Raw genomic sequence first — 19868 nt, 5'->3', positions numbered from 1 at the left:
TTTAGATTAACAGATAGATTGCATGTTTAAATTAAATGTTCTTTTACAGAATAACAAATAATAGAAGAAAAAATAATCATATAAGTAAGCAGTTCTACTGATATACGTCCTGCGAATAGCCTATAAAAAAGTTTGCAACTTTCGTGTCTGGAAAATACGTTCCAGCATTTCAAATAATTCGGGATGATACTGTTGCAACAAACCCGGTTGTTCGAAAAAATATTCAGCAATCACAGCAAAAAATTCAGCCGTATTGGTTGCTGCATACATATCAATATCCGATCCTTCTGTTTTCATTTGCATGATCGTCTCGTTCATCAGTTGCTTCCAACGCTCTGTATACTTCCGTTCTAAAATAATTTCCGGAACACCATCTGTTGTACCATCCATTTTATCTACCAGGTGTACAAACTCATGTATGGCCGTATTGCGGTTACTGTCGGCATGTATAAATCCTTGCCGCAGTTGCCATTTGGTAAGCACCATTACATTTTGTAAAGGGCCTGTACCGACCATGCCTGCTATGTTCCGATCTGTACCATGCTGATCGAAATCGGCATTGAATGCACCGGGGTACAGCAACACTTCGTGCAGGTTCATGTATTGCCAATCGAGAATAGCAAATACCGGGATAACAGCACCTGCAGCAATCAGTATTTTATCCAAGTCTTCCACCTCTGCCTGTACACCGGTTATTTTTACCCCCGATAAAAATTGCTCCACCCGTTTTTCAAACGCTTCTTTGTTTTCTTCAGTTAACGCCCGGTAAAATTTTACATAATCGTTCAGCAGTTCTTTATAATTCTCCGGCAAAGGCGTATGATGCTTTGGCCGGCCAATGCGGAAGCTGATGAGGATGATCAGCACAATCAACAACAACGCCATGATGATCTGAAACACTACAACCATGAGAACATGAAGATACTCTTTCTTTCGCCTTAAGCTTCCGGGATGATGATCGATTTTTAATTGTATGAAAGTTGAATTTCATTCCAAAATATCGGTTCTTTGCAGTGCGTAAACTTTACACATGCATCAATCGAACGATCCCCTGCACGGCAAAACGCTGGAAATGATTGTAACTACTCTTGTAGATCATTTTGGCTGGAAAGAGCTGGGGCAGATTATCCGAATCAACTGTTTTAACAGTAATCCCAGCATTAAATCGAGTCTTACTTTTTTACGTAAAACCCCTTGGGCCCGCAAGAAGGTGGAGGACCTGTATATTTCTATTTTGAAGTAACCCGGAAATTATTCTATTAAAAATAAAAGGGTTGCTTTTCGCAACCCTTTCAAATAGATCTTAAACTGTTTTTTTCGGTGGCAGATCAAACGCAACTGCTTCGTGTTCGAAATGCCCTTTATGCGATCCATCGCAAAATGGTTTGTTCTTCGATAAACCACAGCGGCAAAAAGAAATAATTTCCCTGCCCTGCAAATTGTACACATTCCCGTTTTTATCCACCACTTCAAAATCCCCTTCCACCTTTAACGAACCGTTGCTGTTAACCGTAATTTTTGTTGTTGCCATATTTGCCTTTTTATCCTTTTAAAAAATCAAAACTAAAGGAAAAACTGCTATTGCAACAAATGAACAGCTACAACAATGCTCGTGAATAAACTTGTTTCCTTACTCATCAATGCTTCTCCTGCAAATAATGTTTCTTCAACACATCTTCGCCGTACTCATTTCCTTTTTCACGCCAGATGGTATGAATATGATTCCCTTCTCTGCGTGGACCGCCAGCATTATCAAACTCAATTAAAAAGGTTGGTCCGTTCAAAATAAAATAGTGTGCCTTGCTTTCCTCGTAAGGGCCTATCCATCCAAAATAAACATTGTCAATACCCGCCTTTACAATTTTAGCATACTCGGCACTTGCCTTATCATATTCCAGGTTAAACACATATTCACGGATGATGTATTGCAGTAGTGCTTTTTGCTCATTGGTTAATTCCGATCCTTTAATACCCCAGTAATCAATTAAACGTTTACCGGTTTCAGCGCCCGTAATAATATCGCCGGGTACATCTGCCTGCATGGTTGCTTTTTTCTGCTGCGCCGGCGTTAGTGCATGTATTAACTGGAGCCCAAGATCCTCTTCCTGCCCGAGCACACGCCAACCTGCATATTCGGTCATCATCATTTCTGCAGGATCGGTTCCGATGAACCAGGGCGTAACAGCAATCTTGTCGCCGCTAAATGTGTAGTTCACCGAAAGATGATGCCCTTCGATTTTGTAGCCAAAATTTTTATCGGATGGCGAACCAAAAAAAGCCAGGTAATAATTGCGATGCGTCCACTTAAGGTTAACCAAAAACTGCCGCACCGTATCATTGAACTCTTTACGTGCATAAGCTGTATCAACAAATACATTCAGCAGATTATCGAGATGCATAATGCCTGTTGCTTTGAGGTATCCCTGCGAGCTGAGTGAAGCAGAAAGAATTCGGTGCAGTAACTGCCGTTGCGGTTCCGTCATATCACCAATGCTGATGCCGGCTCTTGCCCGTAAGCCAACCGGAAGGTTATTCCACTGAATCCGGGCAGTGTCATCAAACGAAAGCAAGGCCGATTTTTTCTGCAAAGGACTCAGCGTTTGGATAAATGCGGAAGAAGCTTCCCTGATTTGTGTGTTGTAAGATTTTTGTGCAACTGCAGCGAATTGCGCAACAGCAAAACACAGCAACAACAGTGCTTTGGAGAAAGTTGACATGATAGTTTGGTTTTACGATGTGGTACTTCTGTATCCGAACCTGCCGGAACAAAAGCTATTGCCAATGTACAAACAAAGTAATTGGTTTCATAATCGGATTGCTTGTATAGCTCCTGGAAACATGTGCTAACAAACCAAACATAGAGGTGAATTGGTTCATTCCCGGTTGACGCCTATTCTGAAGATCACTTTCTACTAATTTTAAAAAGTGTTCTTGCATGCACATGTTGATTCATCTCCGCTAAAACAAATACCGGTTACCGATGTTGAATAGAAAAATGATACAAATACAAACTTTGCAACGCCATCAAGTGTTGATCAAAGCAATGTTGATGCTGGTTGTATGTGCAACACTTACAGCTTTTCAACAAAAGAAAGAAGGGGTGCATTTGTTTATCCTCTCCGGCCAGTCGAATATGGTGGAACTGCGTCCAGAAGAATCATTTCGTCCTGCACTGGAAAAAGCATTCGGCAAAGATCGTGTACTGATTGTAAAACATGCAATGGGCAGCCAGCCCATCAGCCGTTGGTACAAGCAATGGAAACCCTTGCATGGCGAAGTACCTGCAGGCAACGGCGATTTGTACGATAGTCTGCTGAACAAAGTACGAGCAGCCGTACACGAACAACCTGTTACCATCACATTTGTGTGGATGCAGGGCGAACGGGATGCACGACTGAAATTTGGTGATGTATATGAAGCCAGTCTGCTGGGTTTGTACCAACAACTTTGTACCGATTTACAACGCACCGACGTCAACTTTATCATTGGTCGCCTGAGCGATTTTGGTATGCAAAACGAACAGTATCCGCATTGGCAAATGATTCGGGATATACAGGTAAAAATAGGCTCATCCAATCCTCGTTTCGGCTGGATTGATACCGACGATCTCAACGATGGTACCAACCGTGAAGGCAAACAAATCACCAACGACCTGCACATGTCGGCACAAGGTTATATTACAATGGGCTACCGCTTTGCAGAAAAAGCAATTGAGCTGATTAAGAAGAATCCTTAAGATTTGTAACGCATCACAGCATCAAGTGTTGTTGCAGCTATTATCCACGGAGAATTTTTTCCATCTTCTTACCCTTTGCCAGTTCATCTACCAGCTTGTCTAAATAGCGTACCTGCTGCGTAAGCGGATTCTCAATTTCTTCTACACGGTAACCGCAAATAACACCGGTAATGAGTTGTGCATTCGCATTCAGCGTTGCATGCTTAAAAAACATTTCGAAGGTTACCTTTTGATCAATCTGCTCCTGCAGTTTTTTTTCGTTAAAGCCCGTAAGCCATTCAATTACCTGGTGCAGCTCTTCTTTGGTACGGCCTTTCTTCTCCACTTTGGTCACATAATGCGGATACACCGAAGCAAAGGTCATCTTCGCAATTCGTTCGTCGTGTTCTTTTGTTGTTTGCATAATACAGGTTATTTATACAGGTACTATTTTTTGCAGGAATTAATTCTTCAATAAAAATGTAAGCGGAATGGCTACCCGTTTCGCCCACGCTATTTCGCTATGATCTTCGCCGGGAAAATACTTTGTCATCCAGTTGCCGTTGTTGTAACCTTTCGTTTGCAGCAATGCATCCACTTTTTTTTGAATGACCGGATACCATGCGTCCAGTGTCTGATCACCGCAATCGAAATAAATTTTATGTGTTTTCGGATCGGGCAAATGCTGACGAACGTAGTGCAGAAATGCATCGGGAACAGGATTGTGTTCTTGCGTAAACGTGCCCGGCCAATGTGTAGACAAACAGGCCGCACCACCAAACACGTTCGGGTATTCGCAAATGGCATACAACGAAATCAAACCGCCCATGCTGCTGCCGGCAATAAATGTATTTTCCCTGTTGGTATGCACGGCATACTTGCTATCGATAAACGGTTTCAGTTCCTGTACAATAAATTTTAAATAATTATCAGACTGCGGCTGAAAAACCTGCGCTGTTCTTCCTGCACGCTGCAACTGTGCAACAACTGTATCTTTTGCTGTTTGCGTTAACTGTTCAAATGGCTTTTGCGGAAAATAATCAGGATGTCTTTGCTGACCACTGTTCCAGATACCAACGATGATGAACTTCCGTACTTTGTTTGCTGCAAGCAAGGCAGCAGCTGCATCATCCACATCCCATGCCTGTTTGTTCCACGATTGCTCCGGGTCATAGAGCATTTGTCCATCGTGCATGTACAGTACAGCATATTTTGCCGTATCAGCATAACCTTCCGGCAACCAGATATCAACGGTTCGTGCGGTTACATATTTCGATTGAAAATTTGCCACCCGCTCAATACGTCCACTCACCACTTTCGGAAATGTTTGTTGCGCACGGCTTTGCAACAAGAACGTAAAACTAAACATGAAAGCAATCACCAGTTGATACATATACGTTTGCATTTAATTCCCCATCGTGTGAACGACGAGGTTATTGAAACTCATTTCAAATGTAGGTAATCCTTTACAACAGATTGGGAGACCTGCGCCAGAATGATGATCCACGGAGGCGAAACGCTTACGCCGGACACGGTTACTCTCCAACCAAATAGAACTGCATTAAAGTAGCTTTTCGATTGCAGGATAAATATTCTTCACAAAAAACTGATTGGATTCATCCGAAGAAGTGTGGCCACCGGTATAAACATTCCTGATCACGCCCTGCTTATCGATGACAACATTCGTAGGATAGCCATTATTTAAATTCAGTCTTCTGCACTCTTCATTACTTATCGATAGAATTTGAAAACGCAAGTCATTTTCCTTCCTGATTCTTTCTATTTCCCCGCCATTTTCATAGGTAAAAGAAAGAAAGACAAAACTGTCATTCTCCCGGTATTTTTCATACAGCTTATTTAACGCTTCAAATTCAACACGGCAAGGCGGACAAGACGCAAACCAAAAATTAATAAAGACGACCTTGCCTCGTAAACTTTCGTTTGTTACCTGTTGCTTGTTCACAGTAAAAGCAAAGGATGGGTAGGTGCTGCCGACTTGCTCTTGACTTTTTGATGTACTTTTTGCCAGCTCAGCATTTACAAGTGAATCTGCATAACTCATTTCTTTACTCGTTTCCGCTTTTTTATTATTTGCTGTTGAACAGCTAAAAAACAGAAAGCAGATAAAAGTGAAGTTGAATAATGATTTCATATTTGCGCTTAAAAATAAACTTATGAATTGCCGATATATTTGACAGCTACTGGATCAGAGGTTAATCAGTTGGTATCAAGTGATCCGCTGATTCTCTGCTTTGGTTCGTGTCATCACGAACCCTTGAATAACGTTTTTCCGGTTCGTGAAGACACGAACCGGGGCGAAACATAAACTACTTAAAATATGTTTCAGGCTACTCTTTTACCTTCTCATGTGAATTTGGCTTTGGGAATGCTATTGCTTTAACATTATCTATCGAATGAACTATTCCTGTATTTGTTTTGAAATCATATAAGTATATATAGTTTTTCGAAACTCCAAGAAAGCAGGTATCGCCATCTCCTGAAATCGCTGTTGAATCCTTGAATTCTATTGAAACTCCTTTATAATATCGCTTATTCTTAACCTTATATGCCTCATTGAAACCTGTGGCAATTGAATAGCATATAAAAATTAGCGAGTAAATGAAGATATAACCATCATAAAATAAAGTATCTGTAGTTTTCAAAGATTCTGTTTCAACAATACCCCCAAATTTTCTAACAACAAGTATATATAATAAGGGTACAATCGTAAACATTATGACACCTAGTAGCGTTAGCAATAAAGCATCTTTATAAGTCACATTTATAGCAACAAATTTGTACACAAAAACAAAAGTTGTCACAACAACAATATATTTCAAAATAAGCCCCCATTGCTCTATCAGAATTGAACCAGCTTTTATTTTTTCATTACTAATATCAGCTTTTATGTTTTCATGAAAGTGTAAAATAAAAAAAGTAGAGACAAGCATTGCCCCAAGAAACGCTAATACGTTATCCATAAATAATGTTAGAATTTCTTGCAAATCAAAAAAGCGTAAAACAGAAATATTAAACTGCTTGTAATAAAAGTAAAACTTCAAAGCGCCAGAAATAATCAATATAGCGCCAAAAACGCCGGAATATTGCAATATTTTTATCATATAATTAGCTTTTAAAAATCTTCTTGTTAGGATTAGAAGCATTATCAATGTTACTGGGACTTTCGTAATCTACCACACATAAATTATCCCGTACATGATATGCTATCAACTCACCTTTTGAAACCATTCGTCCAATTATAGTATCTATGCCACCAAGTAAAATGTTAACAGGCTTAATATTTAAAATAATTTTTTGAGCTCCTTTTTTTGATATCAAATATGCATATTGGCCGCTTCTTGGATATACCGGAACATATAAATTATTAGACACCCAATATCGCATATCACTTCTTCGTGATAAGTTACTAGCTAAATACAATATATCAAAATTCCGAGGGATTTCCTTCAATACTAATTCAAGTTTTCCTTTAAAGCCTTTCGGCAAAACCACATCATCTTCAAAGATTAACGCAAAATTATTGTGAGAATTGGCAATAATCTCCAATGCCTTATAATGTGATAAAATACAACCAATACTTCCTTTAGATAAGCTTTCTATAGACTGTTTCGAGAAAAAATCAGAATAATTCGAAGGAATTATTTTTGAACCATCTATTGCATTAACAAATCTAAACGTAATACCATTTTGGCTCAAACTATTTGTTATTTTCTCCCTGCGATCAATTCGTGTATCTAGCGATATAATGGAAACGAATAACTCATGAAATTTGATTTCCATGAATTTCACATCATCTTTTCTTTTCCAATTATTAAAAAATGATACAACCTTTTTTAATATCACTAATTGAAGAAGCTCATTGAGTGAATATTCTAAGGCAATTCCATTAAGTAATCGCTTTCGAAACAAACGCAACTTCATAGATTATTTTTTCAGCAAGCCAATTTAGCCAAGGGTTTCTTCGTGTTATATCAAATGCTCCACGACAACACATTTTGCTACGGGATTCGCTATCAAACAACTATTATCGACTTGCTCAACACTACTTCCAAATCGCTCCCACGCCTGCTTCACTCAACTTTTTATTCAACACACTCAAACGTGCTTCCAATGCATCCGCTCTTTGTTTTAATACCAACCATTGTACATCGTATTCTTTTTTCAGATCAATGCTCGGCTGGTTCACACGGGGGATATCGCTTTCGGTCTGGTTGATCATGAACAGGTAATTGGCCGTAAACTTATTGGGGAAGTTCTCTACATCATCATACGCTTTGCTTTTGCGCTGCACCATGTCTTCATCCCATGCTTTCATGTCTTTGCTTAAGGAGTCGGCTTCTTTTTTCAGGGCCGCATATTTGGCATCCGTTAAGTTCTTAATCAATTCATCCAGCTGCAAACGTTTACCGTTGAGTTTGTTTACGAGGTTATGCATCACCGTTACTTCGCTTTCAGCAGCACGCATAAACGCATCGTACGCACTGTAATCGGCAGCAGTGGTTGGGTACAACGGGTTCATTAAAATAACAGCATTGGTTGTTTGTTGCTGTGCTCCTGCCTTTAATGTTACGGTATAAGTACCTGGACTAGCTTTGTGGCCTGCATAACTGCTTTCGATATATACATTGGGTATGCCGGGCATGGTAGCGAAGCGCATATCCCACACAAAACGATTCAATCCTTTTTGTTTGCTGAGTGTTGGGTTGGCCGGCGGTGCACCATCGTAATACGCTGCACTCTCTGCCACAGAGCTAAAACTGCGGATGACTGTTCCGCTTGCATCCGTAATGGTCATTGTAACCGTATCCGTTGCTTTCAATTCGGGTAAGTTGTAATACAGCACTACACCATTCGCCGGATTTACACCTGCACCACGTGCAGTACCCGTAGGGTTGGCTGCATTCATGGCACTGTAACCGTTGGCGATATACGCATCTTCGGGTTTGTACAACTGCAACCCTGTTTGCTCTTTGTTGTACTGGCGCAATACATGTATTTCATCCAATACCCAAAAGCTGCGGCCCGATGTGGCTGCAATCAAATCGCCTTTGTGTACACGCAGATCGGTGATGGGTGTAACAGGCAAGTTCAATTGAAAGGGCTGCCAGTTCTTTCCTCCATCAAACGATAAATACACACCCAACTCTGTACCTGCATACAACAGATCTTTCCGTACCTCATCTTCACGCACTACACGGGTGAATGCATTGTTGGCAATACCGTTGTTGATCTTCGTCCATGTTTTACCGTAGTCGGTTGACTTGTATAAACCGGGTGTATGATCGTTGAACTTATAACGTGTGGTAGCAATGTACACCGTTGCTTTATCGTGTGGTGATACTTCAATGGCATTGATGAGACATTCCTGCAAACCTGCCGGTGTAATATTGGTCCAGGTAGCACCGCCATCTTTTGTTACATACACATAACCATCATCACTACCGGTATACATCACACCTTTTTCATGCGGTGATTCCATCACGTATGCAAGTGTGCCATAGTTTTCTGCACCTACTGCTTCGTTGGTGTAAGGCACACCACCCTTTCCTTGTTTTTCTTTTTCGTTGCGTGTAAGATCGGGTGATACTTCTTTCCAGGTACGACCCATATCGGTTGTCTTCAACAATACCTGTGCACCATGATAATAGGTATTCGGTTCATGCTTGCTCCAGATGATGGGCGCATTCCAGTTGTAACGGTATTTGATATCTTTTGCATCTCTGCCTAAATACTGAATGGGTGCAGGCATAATATTGGTGCTGCCTTTTGCTTTGGTGTCGAGTACTTCAATGGTTCCCTGGTAGCTGCCGCCCAATACAAAACGTGGATCATTAGGATCGAATGCAAGGAACGCACTCTCACCACCTGCTGATGCTTCCCAATCGCTGGCAGTAATGGAACCGCCACCAAAGCTGCGATGTTGAATAGACACCGATGTATTATCCTGCTGACCGCCATAGATGCGATACGGAAATTGATTATCGACGTTGATGCGGTAGAACTGTGCTGTAGGCATCTGGTTCTGCGGGCTCCATGTTTTACCAAAATTCACCGATACGGCACTGCCGCCATCGTTACTGATGATCATGTTATTGGAATTCTTTGGATTGATCCAGAGATCATGATAATCGCCGTGTGTACCACTTAAGTTTTCCCATGTTTTTCCGCCATCTCTTGAACGCAAGGCAGGCGCACTCAATACATAAATGGTTTGATCGTTGTTGGGATCAACAAACAGTTCAATGTAATACCATGCACGTTGAATGAGACGATGATCGTTGGTAATCCTGCTCCAGCTGGCGCCGGCATTGTTGCTCACAAATAAACCACCTGCTTCTTTTTCACTATCACTTTCAATGAGTGCATATACTTTATCCGGATTAGAACGACTAACGGCAATGGACATCTTACCCATTTCTGTTGGTAAGCCTGTTGTTAATTTCTGCCAGGTATCACCACCATCAACACTTTTATACAAACCACTTCCTGCACCACCGCTGATCACCTGCCAGGGTTTGCGGCCATGCTCCCACATCGAAGCATAGATGATGCGAGGATTGTTCATATCCATGCTCAGTTCATTGCAACCGGTATTTTCATTCACGAATAATACATTCTTCCAGGTTACACCACCATCTGTTGATTTATAAATACCACGTTCTTTACTCTTGCTGTATAAGGCGCCTTGCGCTGCAACCAATAATGTGTTGGGATCTTTCGGATGCACCACAATGCGTGCAATATGTTGTGTGGCTTCGAGGCCCATGTGCTTCCATGTTTTACCGGCATCGGTACTCTTGTACACCCCATCGCCATGATGCGTCATTACACCACGTACGGCATGTTCGCCCATACCAACATACACAACGTTCGCATCACTTTCCGGAACCGCAATGGCACCTACACTTCCTGTTTTAAAATAACCATCGGAAATGTTTGTCCAATTGAGACCAAGATCATCGGTCTTCCACAAACCACCACCGGTAGTACCCATGTAATAGGTATTAATATCGCCGGGAACACCTGTACCGCAGTTGGAACGTCCGCCACGGAAGGGACCGATGTTGCGCCATTTCACAGATGAAAACTGTTTGTTGAGATCAACCTTTATCGTATCGGGTTTTGTTTGTGCGTTCGCTGCTGCTGTGGTAAGCAAAAGAGCAGCCACAAGAATTTTCTGCATGCTGAATTGTTTTGGACCGGGAATATAAAACAAGTTGGGCAGACATAAGCCACGAATTATATGAACAGTGCCACGAATAGCACGAATGAACACGAAGAAATTATTGGAGCCACAGATGGACGCTGATGAACACAGATGAAGGCCACGAATAACACGAATTGACACGAAAAGATTTTGACCTGACAGGTTAATTCCAATTGTGCAGTTTGCATTTAATTGTACAGCAATAACTGAATGCATTAACCTGTCAGGTCTTTCACGATTTTGTGTTGCTTTGTGCGCCTTCTTCTTTCGTGGTTCAAAAAACTCTTCGTGATTCCCGCTTTATCAAACAGCGTTGAGTTTTTCTTTATCTTGTCTGCATGAAAAAGTATGCGCTCATTCTTCTAACGCTTGCAGGTCTGCACAGCTCTGCACAACAGGTAACTGTTTCAAAAAAGATACAACAGGCCATGAACAGGATCGATACCAATACGATCCGTTCGCATATTGCGTACCTGGCCGATGACAAACTGAAAGGCCGTTTACCCGGCACAGAAGGTTATCAGCTGGCGGTTGATTATGTAGTGGATCAATACAAACAAATGGGTGTTGCACCCGGTGGTGATAATGGCGGTTATACACAGAAATTAATTCTGCGTCGTTCGTTGCTCAATAACAAATCGGCAGTTGCTGTATTAAAAGATCAGCAAGGCAATAGTGATACGTTGGATTTTGCAGTTGACTTTACCGCTGTACCGCATCCCTTACAAACAAATGCAGCAGCAGCAGGCCAGTTGGTATTTGTAGGATATGGTGTAGAAATTCCCGGACAGTATTCTGACTATGCAGGCATTGATGTTAAAGGAAAAATTGTCGTGATAGTTGCCGGTGCTCCTGATGGTTTAATTTCAACACTTACAGCACATTTCTCCAACGGCGGTAATAAACTCAACACGGCTTTTGCAAAAGGAGCTGTTGGTGCAGTACTCATCAATTTAGCGCCTCGCCTTGCTGGCAACAGTGCTGCAGTTATTCAAACAAACGTAGCATTGAATCCTGAAAAAACAACTGCATACGGTCGTGCCTTTATTGGCAATATGCAGGTGGTGCTCAACAGCAGCAAAGCACTACTCAACCGTTTGTTTATGCACTCGGGTAAAAATGTGGAGCAGGTGTTGGCCGATATGAAGAAAGGAAAAGCTTCATCGTTTGTTTTGCCTTGCAGCATTACTGCTTCGTACAACACAACGCATACCGATTTTGAAAGTTATAACGTAGTGGGTTTAATTCCCGGCAGCGATAAAACATTGAAGAATGAATACGTGGTGCACAGTGCACATCTCGATCATGTAGGTATTGGCCGTGCGGTAAATGGCGATTCGATTTACAATGGCGCACACGACAATGCATCGGGTGTTGCATCGCTGCTGGAAATTGCACGGGTGTATAAAACATCCGGAGCAAAACCCAAACGTTCGGTGTTGATTATAATGGTTACGGGTGAAGAAATGGGTTTGATCGGTTCTTCGTATTTCGCTGCCAATCCAACTGTACCCAAAGCATCGATTGTGGCTGATGTAAATACCGATATGCCAACAGTGATTGCGCCTTTGCTTTCTGTAGTGCCGTTGGGTGCAGAACACAGCAGTATTATGAACAATGTAAAATTTGCCGCTTCTTATTTGAAACTGGATGTTGAAAAAGATCCCGAGCCGGAACAGAATCGTTTTGTGCGTAGCGATCAATACAGCTTTGTAATGAATGGTATTCCTGCATTGCACATCAAGTACGGCAACAAAACCAACATTCCCGGTTTTGATCTCGATGCATTTGTGAAACAATGGCGTGCGAAATACTATCACCAGAGTGCCGATGGCTTGGATGGTGTTTTCAATTTTACTGCAGCGAAGACTTATGTACAGTTGAATTTCCTCATCAGCTATTCCATTGCACAAACAACCGATCGCCCCACCTGGAATAAAGGTGATTTGTTTGGTGCAGTGCAGCAGTAAGTTGTTTTCGTCGGTACGGGCCTTATCCCGTCAGACGTAAAGTATTTTTTGCTTCAACAGGTCTGACGGTTTGCAACCGTACCGACCAATGGCTCGACCTGACAGGTTAATATCTCTTATGCGGTTTGCAGGTAGTTATACACGCAGAACTAAACGCATTAACCTGTCAGGTCTATTCGCACCTTGTCCCTTGTGCCTTTACTCTTATTCCCAAAAATGTCTATTTCCTACCACTAACCTCTTGTGCGGTTGTTTCAATTTTAGGTTCTAAAATCAATCACCATGCTACGTAAAGATTTTTTAACCAAAACACTGCTGGCCTTGCCAGCCATGGCCGTTGCAAACCAGGTAAACGCAGGCGATGCTTCCACCAAAGAACCCTTTGTTGTTGATGCCGGTAAATCACGCTTTGGCGATACGGTGAAGTTCCTCGGTGTTCATCCCAACGATTTAAAAATTTCGTCGAAGGATACCGATGGTCAACTCTCTGTCTTCGATTATACCGGACTTGGAAAAGTGGGACCATCATTGCATATTCATTTCAAGCAGGATGAAATCTTCACCGTCATCGAAGGTGAATATCGTTTTGTGGTGGGCAAAGAAACACATGTGCTCAAAGCCGGACAAACCATTTTTCTTCCCCGTGGTATACCACACACCTGGATCCAGTTAACCGATAAAGGCCGACTGATTTATTTTCTGCAACCTGCGGGTAAAATGGAAGAGTTTTTTGTGTTGATGAACAGTTTAAAAGAACGTCCTTCCGATGAGGAAATGGATCGCATCCATGCAGCACACGATATGAAAGTTGTTGGTCCGCCGCTTACATTGTAAACAATGCGTTGTATCTTATACACGTAAACAAGCCAGATTTGTTACTGAAAGATTTTATACCATCGCCTGATGTACGGGAGTTTGTGCAACTGTTCCGCATTGTTCATTTTCAATTTGAAAAAGAACAACCGCTGCCGTTTAAAGCCTATCCGCCAAGACCGGAACAATGCCTGGCCTTTTATCCCTTCGATACAGAAGTGGTGGAATACCCGGAGAGTGGTTTGCAGGTAAAACATGTGCCTGTTGTGTTGTACGGACAGTTTTCGCAGGTAACCAACCGCATGATCGGCCGGAATTTTTTGGTGATACAGGTGGTGTTTCAGCCGGGTGCGTTGTATCGCTTAACCGGTATTCCTGCGCATGAATTGTGTAACCGCTACATGGATGCAGAAGTGTATTTCTCTTCGCAGATCCGCTTTGTAAACGAGCAACTGGCTGCAGCTACAAACTATGAACAGATGCTGGAAGTTGTAACGGCCTTTATCCGTTCGCTCATTCGCACACACAAAAAAGAACGGTTGCTGGTAGATGATGTATTTCTGTTATTACTGCAAGGCAATAAAGCCAACCTACAACAACTGGCAGCACAGGCCTGCTTAAGCAGCAAACAACTGGAACGGAAGTTTAAAGAGCGCACGGGTGTAAATCCCAAACTGTACGAACGCATTATCCGTTTCGATAAAGCTTTTCGTTTGCGGAATGCACGACCCGATTTTGACTGGCTGCGGATTGCGGTGGAATGTAATTACCACGATTATCAGCACCTCGCCAAAGAGTACAAAGATTTTACCGGCCTTACGCCAACTGCTTTTCATGAAATTGAAAACAAAGCACCGGAACGGCAGTTTGGATTGATTGAGGGGTACTATGAATAATAACATTTCCTACCTGACAGGTTAGTTTCTCTTACGCAGTTTGTATACAGTTAAACTAACTGCATTAAATGTATTAACCTGTCAGGTCTAAACGGAATCCATTCTCACTAATTACTTGCTGCTTTCTTTTTTCGACCATGCTGTGCCATTGTTAAAATAATCGGGCGCAAAGTCATTTTTATAAAACTGGTAGGCCGTCCACTTCCAACATAGTCCTCATTTTTTACCCTGTCGTGAAAGTAGAAATCAATAACGGTGTGTTGTACCTGTGTAGGTGCATTGGGCGTACGCATCGTCATCCCCGATGCAGCATCTGTACGTAACCGGTAACCACCATCTGCACGACCTCTTGTGGAAGCTGTATTGTACAATACAAACCTGTAAACAGAAGTGTCGTTGTATTTCGATGAATCCCGCAGATCTGCAGGTGAAACAATTACGTATTTGTAACCATCGTAATTGGCTTGAAACGCAGCATCAATATCTTTTGTGCCCGCTGTATGTACTTTCTCTGGGTTGTTACGCTTAGAAAGTTGCATTACAAGTAAAATATGTTTGTTCGGATCAAAATCAGAAGGTATCATTTCGGGGTTAGGTGCAAACTTTATTTTCTCCTCTTTTTCATTTTGAGCAGATGCGGTGTTAGTGAAAATAAAAAAAGCTGTAAGAAGTAATGCAGTAAAAGATGCTTTCATTGTTTTTTTTCCAAAGAAAACAAAAAAGCAACATTGCAAATTAGTACGACCATGCAAAACTTGTAACTGCGTTGTATATGCAATAACTGTGTTGAATGATTGGTATTGATACAGTCTGTAAACGGTTGTACTGTTAAAAAACGAAAAGTAATTCTTTTTATATTTTCAGGCGAACAAATTCATCACCATTGCTGAAAGCGAATGCCGAGTTGTTTGTCTGCAATGGCAAATTCTTTTGCACCCCATGGCCGGAGTGTAACTTTATTCAGATTGGGATGAAGCAAATGCGGATGCGATGCTGCTACTTGTGTGTAAACCTCTTCAATATTATCTGTTACAAGTCGTAGTTCGGGATTGTGCTCATTGGCTAATTGCGCATCTTGAAACAGCATGAGGCTGATGTTTCCTTTTTGTAAAACACAGTAAGGTTGCGAAGCTGTAAAATCTTTATGCGCAATTGTAAACTGCAAACAGTCAACAAATAATTGAAGACCATCAGCTATATCTGTATAAAATACACTTGGTACCAGTTTTGTAAAATGCATGTTTGCTTTGGTTGATGCTGTTATACTAAAGATACTGTTTTCATTTGCTAAAGATTTCTTTTGACGCAGATTAGGTATCTGCATCAGAAAAAGTAGAAACAAATATTACTGATGTAAAGAAGCATGACAGGTATTGCATACCGATTCAAGCCACTTAATTGGTTCTTTGCCAATATTGTATTTCGCATACTTTTTATGATGCACCTCTGTAGCTTTTGCTCCACAATGTACACAGCGCCAATTGTCCCGTCTCAACACAACGTACCGCTTCCTTTTCCATTCCTCAGACTTTAAATAAGTATTGCGGTAATAGTCTCTGCGACGCTTTCTGTTTTGTTCAAACACATATATTTTAAAGCCCCCAAGAATTGCTAAAACAAGAAGTATGAGTAAAATCAGTAAGAGCATATGCAATTTTTTTATTGCGATGTAACACTAATTTACAAAGACAGTTTAAGCAACCCGAACATCAGGCACAAGAAAGCCAACACACAATTACTGCCGCACAATTCTTGCGCCAGGTACCCGAATCTTATAGAGCTTGTATGCTTGGACTAGATGGGGCTCGAACATTGAAGAACTTTTATGCTTGGACCAAATGGGGACCTTCGCCATAGGGAGAGTTTCATTCAATCACAACAGCAGGCACAGTTTTATCTATCTCCATTTTTGTACTATACTTATATGTGCCAATCTGCCTTGCACATTTTTTTGCAGGAACAATGATTTTTTGATCGTCGTAGTAACTTTTACCGTCGTAATTTATTAGTAAAAGGACAATCTCATCCGGATAATCACCTGTTTTAGCAAGCGCCATATTTGCTTCAATAACTTGGAATATTTTAATTTCGTTTTTGGTTTTTATGCACTCGCCTTTTTCTTTAAACAATTTTAATCCGAGATCCTCATTGTCATTTTTATTTACTGTAGAAAACAAGTACAAAGTAAACAGGGTAACAGCAATGCCTATTACTAAACCCATAACAAAAATCAAAAATTTATTCATAAACAATATTTAATGTCTGTTGGCAACACTAGCCAAATAGAAAAAAACTTTTGATAAAGTTAAATTGTAAGTACTAAAGCTGTGCTACAGCTTTAATGATCTTTTTTTCAATTGTTGATTGGTGACAACACCAACAACGGCGTAAAGCACCAATCAGCTGTTATGAACTTATTTCCCTTCTTTCAACTTCAGCTTTACCACTTCATTTAATGAATAGAAAAACACAAACTGGTCAAGAGAGCGGTGCAGATCATGGGTTAAAATATCTTCTAAACGAACCTGTTCCTTACCGTCTGTTACCGATACTGTATAAACAATTTCTACATCCACATTTGTAGTTTCAAATCCTGGATTGATGAGCGCATCCTGATCCGTTACCAATGGAGCATTACGCTTATATGCAGTTATAAAATCATCAGAAAGCCGATAGGTCAGCGTAGCTTTACCAGTGCATGCATTCTCGTTTTCCATTTTTTCTGTTGTTACCAGATTTTCAACCTTCAACGTTCCATTAAGCAAATAAGAAGCAACGATTGTATCTGTATTAACCGGGAATATTTTTCCATAATTGTTTTGAATATCCTTTGCTTTATCTGCAAGATAGACTTGCAGATCTTTTTTGTAAGCAGATAAGAGCAGCAACTCTACCTGCTCACCGGTACATGCCGACTGCTTTTTAGTACAAGCTCCTACTAAACATGCAACTAGCAAAACTGTTATGATTCGCATATATGTATTCTTATCATTTATTTGCTTAGCCATGTCTTCTGAACCGGACAAGGCGTAATAATATTTCAATCCTTTATAACGAAACGTCCCATGCTGGAGACGTTTCTGCGAAGTACGCAATTGTAAACTGCAGGCAGTCGACAAATAATTGAAGACCATCTGTAATATCTGTATAAAACACACTTGGTACCAGTTTTGTAAAATGCATGTTGTTTTGCTTGATGCTGTTACACTAAAGATACTGTTTTCATTATTTAATGGTTGCTGTCTTCACCAACAACCTGTTATGAACCTATTTCGGTTGGTGGCGACACCAACCGATAAGAAAAAAATCAAAAACTTCTTCATACACATTTTTTTAATGGCTGATGGCAACACTAACCAATAAGAAAAATTTTGAAGCTCTAAAAATTTAGGCACAAGAAAGCCAGCACACATTTTCTGCTGCACAATTCTTGCGCCAGGTACACGAATATTAAAGAGCTTGTATGCTTGGAACAGATGGAGGCGACACCAACCGATAAAAGAAAGAACTACGGGATTATTTTTAAACGTGCATAACTAAGCATAATCAATTTTCTGCCAAAATCTTTAAAATTTATTTCAACAATTGGCTGCTTGTACTGTGTGAGAATTTGGGTCACTGTTCCAATTCCAAATTTTTTATGTCTAACCTGCTTGCCAATAGTTAGATCATTTACGTCAACTTGATAATACTCATTTTCCTCTTCTTTTGTTTCTTCTAAACTTTGCTTTACTTCTTTAATTGTATCTTCTTTTGCATTCGACATTTCTAAAAATTGGAGAAAGCTAATTATTGCGAATGATTTACTGTTTGTAACCCTTCTGAATTCATCATACAATTCAAATTTTGGATACATGCCTATTTTGTCTTGCTTATGAAACCAGTCATTTTTTTCGTCGTTTGACACAAAAATTACATTTGAAGAATACTTTTTGGCAATCGCCAGTATTGTATGCCATATAATTAAGTCCCCAATTCCTTCATCAACTTTATTTGAATCTTTAAAGCCTGGAGCTATTTTGTGAGCAAATCTAAACTTTAAATCAGCTTCAATTTCTTCTTCAGTTAGTGTTGGATTCTCAATAGTTTCTGGAGTGAAAATTTCTTTATAAGCTAAGCTGACACTGTCGTTCCAATTCCAACTAAGTATGTTCTTTTCAATAGCCTCTAAATTTTCTCTGGCATTTTTTATTTGTATAGTGATTTCAGCAAAATTACTTTTTAGCTTTTCGTAGTTTTCAATGCCGTCTAATAAAGGATACTCATTGATTCTAAAAGTACCAATATTAAGATTGTTTTTTAATTGACGCAAACTCAGAAATAAATCTCCAAGTTTTGTAGCCCTGTTTTTTGCAAACTCTCTTGCTACTCTAGCAGGAATTGCTATTTTTTTACTTTGTTTAAGTGCGAGCAATATTGATTTAATGTCATTTAAATTTTTTACACTTGTGTCAAACGGAACTAATAGGGCATTGGTGTCAAAGACAAAAATCGACTCTTTGAAAATTTCAGATATACTTTTGTATTCAGCTGAAAATATTTCCGCTGGTACTGGGAAAATTTTATCTAAATAAAATAAATCTTTATTATCACTCATAATTGATGATTTAATGTCACACAACTTATAAGTTGGCGCAACTCAAATTTTATTTCAAATTGATAACCAATACTTTTCGGTTGAGTTTTTTCATTTGTTATTGCACAATAGCTTTTCTGTAACATCCGTGTACAAACGTTTTTAAGAGATTGCACAATCAAATCTTCTCTCATTAAAATTTCTTGGAGTATCCCCTTCCTTCAAAACATCTCTTCTCCTGTTGCAGCATTCAAGATTCTGTTCCGGGGGTAGCGTGGAGTTTTGGGTGTAGTTAGCTCTGGCTGTTCCGGTGTTTTCGGTTGCACGTGCTGCTTGGCTAAAATAATGCAAAATACGTAGATGGGAAAATTGTTCATGGATGATGGTTCATGGTTCATAGACAAAGAAGGTCAACGGTTGATGGACGACAGTCCACTACCGGTTATGGGTTATGGGTTGCCGGTTAGGCAATTGTTGTTGATATCCAGCATTTTGGTTAACCATACAAAGCCCTTCACATTGTAATGGGAAGCTATTCGAACCCGATGAGAAAGCCTTCCCTATACCATAGGAAGCTCTTCCTTATGTATCATGAAGCCTTTCCCTATGTACCATGAAGCCCTTCCTTATGTATCATGAAGCCCTTCCTTATGTATCATGAAGCCCTTCC

Annotated in this window: 19 protein-coding genes; 5 read left to right on the top strand and 14 right to left on the bottom strand. The window is 40.4% G+C overall.

Annotated elements, in window-relative coordinates:
- Positions 1 to 120: 120 nt before the first annotated feature.
- Positions 121 to 909, bottom strand: a complete 789-nt coding sequence (locus IQ13_RS00705; protein WP_144883516.1) for a M90 family metallopeptidase — start codon at positions 907 to 909, stop codon at positions 121 to 123.
- A 121-nt stretch (positions 910 to 1030) separates the two neighbouring features.
- Here IQ13_RS00705 and IQ13_RS00700 point away from each other — a divergent pair, with 121 nt between their 5' ends.
- On the top strand, positions 1031 to 1243 hold the full coding sequence (locus IQ13_RS00700; RefSeq protein WP_144883514.1) for a VF530 family protein: 213 nt from the start codon (positions 1031 to 1033) through the stop codon (positions 1241 to 1243).
- Positions 1244 to 1303: 60 nt separating this feature from the next.
- Here IQ13_RS00700 and IQ13_RS00695 read toward each other — a convergent pair whose 3' ends face one another.
- Both IQ13_RS00695 and IQ13_RS00690 read right to left on the bottom strand, forming a co-directional pair.
- On the bottom strand, positions 1304 to 1531 hold the full coding sequence (locus IQ13_RS00695; RefSeq protein ID WP_144883511.1) for a CDGSH iron-sulfur domain-containing protein: 228 nt from the start codon (positions 1529 to 1531) through the stop codon (positions 1304 to 1306).
- Between the two features lie 106 nt (positions 1532 to 1637).
- Positions 1638 to 2717, bottom strand: coding sequence for a DUF3500 domain-containing protein (locus tag IQ13_RS00690; protein WP_144883509.1), 1080 nt, complete (start codon positions 2715 to 2717; stop codon positions 1638 to 1640).
- 296 nt (positions 2718 to 3013) lie between these two features.
- On the opposite strand from IQ13_RS00690, the gene IQ13_RS00685 reads away from it, so the two are divergent.
- Positions 3014 to 3736, top strand: a complete 723-nt coding sequence (locus tag IQ13_RS00685; protein WP_199758140.1) for a sialate O-acetylesterase — start codon at positions 3014 to 3016, stop codon at positions 3734 to 3736.
- A gap of 40 nt (positions 3737 to 3776) precedes the next feature.
- Here the strand turns inward: IQ13_RS00685 and IQ13_RS00680 are convergent, their stop codons facing one another.
- The 6 genes from IQ13_RS00680 to IQ13_RS00655 all read right to left on the bottom strand — a co-directional run bounded on the left by IQ13_RS00680 (position 3777) and on the right by IQ13_RS00655 (position 10919).
- Positions 3777 to 4139, bottom strand: coding sequence for a DUF2200 domain-containing protein (locus IQ13_RS00680; protein ID WP_144883507.1), 363 nt, complete (start codon positions 4137 to 4139; stop codon positions 3777 to 3779).
- A 39-nt stretch (positions 4140 to 4178) separates the two neighbouring features.
- Positions 4179 to 5108: an alpha/beta hydrolase gene (locus IQ13_RS00675; RefSeq protein ID WP_199758139.1), complete on the bottom strand. Its 930-nt coding sequence runs from the start codon at positions 5106 to 5108 to the stop codon at positions 4179 to 4181.
- Between the two features lie 168 nt (positions 5109 to 5276).
- The gene (locus IQ13_RS00670; protein WP_144883505.1) at positions 5277 to 5867 is read right to left on the bottom strand and encodes a TlpA family protein disulfide reductase; all 591 of its coding nucleotides are present in this window, start codon (positions 5865 to 5867) and stop codon (positions 5277 to 5279) included.
- A gap of 196 nt (positions 5868 to 6063) precedes the next feature.
- On the bottom strand, positions 6064 to 6837 hold the full coding sequence (locus IQ13_RS00665) for a hypothetical protein (protein ID WP_144883502.1): 774 nt from the start codon (positions 6835 to 6837) through the stop codon (positions 6064 to 6066).
- A 4-nt stretch (positions 6838 to 6841) separates the two neighbouring features.
- Entirely contained in the window at positions 6842 to 7657 is an 816-nt protein-coding gene (locus IQ13_RS00660; protein WP_144883500.1) for a glycosyltransferase family 25 protein, read from the bottom strand.
- A gap of 121 nt (positions 7658 to 7778) precedes the next feature.
- Positions 7779 to 10919 (bottom strand): VPS10 domain-containing protein, encoded by a 3141-nt coding sequence (locus tag IQ13_RS00655; protein WP_144883497.1) that lies wholly within the window; start codon positions 10917 to 10919, stop codon positions 7779 to 7781.
- Positions 10920 to 11281: 362 nt separating this feature from the next.
- Between IQ13_RS00655 and IQ13_RS00650 the strand changes: the two genes are divergently transcribed.
- From IQ13_RS00650 to IQ13_RS00640, 3 genes are all read left to right on the top strand, one after another.
- Entirely contained in the window at positions 11282 to 12913 is a 1632-nt protein-coding gene (locus IQ13_RS00650; protein ID WP_144883495.1) for a M28 family peptidase, read from the top strand.
- A gap of 282 nt (positions 12914 to 13195) precedes the next feature.
- Positions 13196 to 13747, top strand: coding sequence for a cupin domain-containing protein (locus IQ13_RS00645; protein ID WP_144883493.1), 552 nt, complete (start codon positions 13196 to 13198; stop codon positions 13745 to 13747).
- Positions 13748 to 13785: 38 nt separating this feature from the next.
- Positions 13786 to 14622 carry a helix-turn-helix domain-containing protein gene (locus tag IQ13_RS00640; protein ID WP_144883491.1) on the top strand — a complete coding sequence of 279 codons (837 nt, stop codon included), beginning with the start codon at positions 13786 to 13788 and terminating at the stop codon, positions 14620 to 14622.
- 107 nt (positions 14623 to 14729) lie between these two features.
- Here IQ13_RS00640 and IQ13_RS00635 read toward each other — a convergent pair whose 3' ends face one another.
- The 5 genes from IQ13_RS00635 to IQ13_RS00615 all read right to left on the bottom strand — a co-directional run bounded on the left by IQ13_RS00635 (position 14730) and on the right by IQ13_RS00615 (position 19219).
- A complete protein-coding gene (locus IQ13_RS00635; protein ID WP_144883489.1) occupies positions 14730 to 15317 on the bottom strand; it encodes a hypothetical protein in 588 nt (195 codons plus the stop codon).
- Positions 15318 to 15499: 182 nt separating this feature from the next.
- On the bottom strand, positions 15500 to 15862 hold the full coding sequence (locus tag IQ13_RS00630) for a VOC family protein (RefSeq protein WP_144883487.1): 363 nt from the start codon (positions 15860 to 15862) through the stop codon (positions 15500 to 15502).
- A 625-nt stretch (positions 15863 to 16487) separates the two neighbouring features.
- Positions 16488 to 16868 (bottom strand): hypothetical protein, encoded by a 381-nt coding sequence (locus IQ13_RS00625; protein ID WP_144883485.1) that lies wholly within the window; start codon positions 16866 to 16868, stop codon positions 16488 to 16490.
- A 168-nt stretch (positions 16869 to 17036) separates the two neighbouring features.
- Positions 17037 to 17597 carry a hypothetical protein gene (locus IQ13_RS00620; RefSeq protein WP_144883483.1) on the bottom strand — a complete coding sequence of 187 codons (561 nt, stop codon included), beginning with the start codon at positions 17595 to 17597 and terminating at the stop codon, positions 17037 to 17039.
- A 533-nt stretch (positions 17598 to 18130) separates the two neighbouring features.
- Positions 18131 to 19219, bottom strand: coding sequence for a PIN-like domain-containing protein (locus IQ13_RS00615; protein WP_144883481.1), 1089 nt, complete (start codon positions 19217 to 19219; stop codon positions 18131 to 18133).
- Between the last annotated feature and the right edge of the window lie 649 nt (positions 19220 to 19868).

The organism is Lacibacter cauensis, from assembly GCF_007830055.1.
Lineage (GTDB): Bacteria > Bacteroidota > Bacteroidia > Chitinophagales > Chitinophagaceae > Lacibacter > Lacibacter cauensis.
This window is presented reverse-complemented; position numbering and strand designations above follow the sequence as displayed.

Coding starts and splice junctions, on each gene's coding strand:
- IQ13_RS00695 (WP_144883511.1), bottom strand. CDS start 1,531: ATGGCAACAACAAAAATTACGGTTAACAGCAACGGTTCGTTAAAGGTG.
- IQ13_RS00675 (WP_199758139.1), bottom strand. CDS start 5,108: ATGTATCAACTGGTGATTGCTTTCATGTTTAGTTTTACGTTCTTGTTG.
- IQ13_RS00630 (WP_144883487.1), bottom strand. CDS start 15,862: ATGCATTTTACAAAACTGGTACCAAGTGTATTTTATACAGATATAGCT.
- IQ13_RS00615 (WP_144883481.1), bottom strand. CDS start 19,219: ATGAGTGATAATAAAGATTTATTTTATTTAGATAAAATTTTCCCAGTA.
- IQ13_RS00635 (WP_144883489.1), bottom strand. CDS start 15,317: ATGAAAGCATCTTTTACTGCATTACTTCTTACAGCTTTTTTTATTTTC.
- IQ13_RS00645 (WP_144883493.1), top strand. CDS start 13,196: ATGCTACGTAAAGATTTTTTAACCAAAACACTGCTGGCCTTGCCAGCC.
- IQ13_RS00625 (WP_144883485.1), bottom strand. CDS start 16,868: ATGAATAAATTTTTGATTTTTGTTATGGGTTTAGTAATAGGCATTGCT.
- IQ13_RS00700 (WP_144883514.1), top strand. CDS start 1,031: ATGCATCAATCGAACGATCCCCTGCACGGCAAAACGCTGGAAATGATT.
- IQ13_RS00705 (WP_144883516.1), bottom strand. CDS start 909: ATGGTTGTAGTGTTTCAGATCATCATGGCGTTGTTGTTGATTGTGCTG.
- IQ13_RS00665 (WP_144883502.1), bottom strand. CDS start 6,837: ATGATAAAAATATTGCAATATTCCGGCGTTTTTGGCGCTATATTGATT.
- IQ13_RS00620 (WP_144883483.1), bottom strand. CDS start 17,597: ATGCGAATCATAACAGTTTTGCTAGTTGCATGTTTAGTAGGAGCTTGT.
- IQ13_RS00660 (WP_144883500.1), bottom strand. CDS start 7,657: ATGAAGTTGCGTTTGTTTCGAAAGCGATTACTTAATGGAATTGCCTTA.
- IQ13_RS00670 (WP_144883505.1), bottom strand. CDS start 5,867: ATGAAATCATTATTCAACTTCACTTTTATCTGCTTTCTGTTTTTTAGC.
- IQ13_RS00680 (WP_144883507.1), bottom strand. CDS start 4,139: ATGCAAACAACAAAAGAACACGACGAACGAATTGCGAAGATGACCTTT.
- IQ13_RS00690 (WP_144883509.1), bottom strand. CDS start 2,717: ATGTCAACTTTCTCCAAAGCACTGTTGTTGCTGTGTTTTGCTGTTGCG.
- IQ13_RS00655 (WP_144883497.1), bottom strand. CDS start 10,919: ATGCAGAAAATTCTTGTGGCTGCTCTTTTGCTTACCACAGCAGCAGCG.
- IQ13_RS00650 (WP_144883495.1), top strand. CDS start 11,282: ATGAAAAAGTATGCGCTCATTCTTCTAACGCTTGCAGGTCTGCACAGC.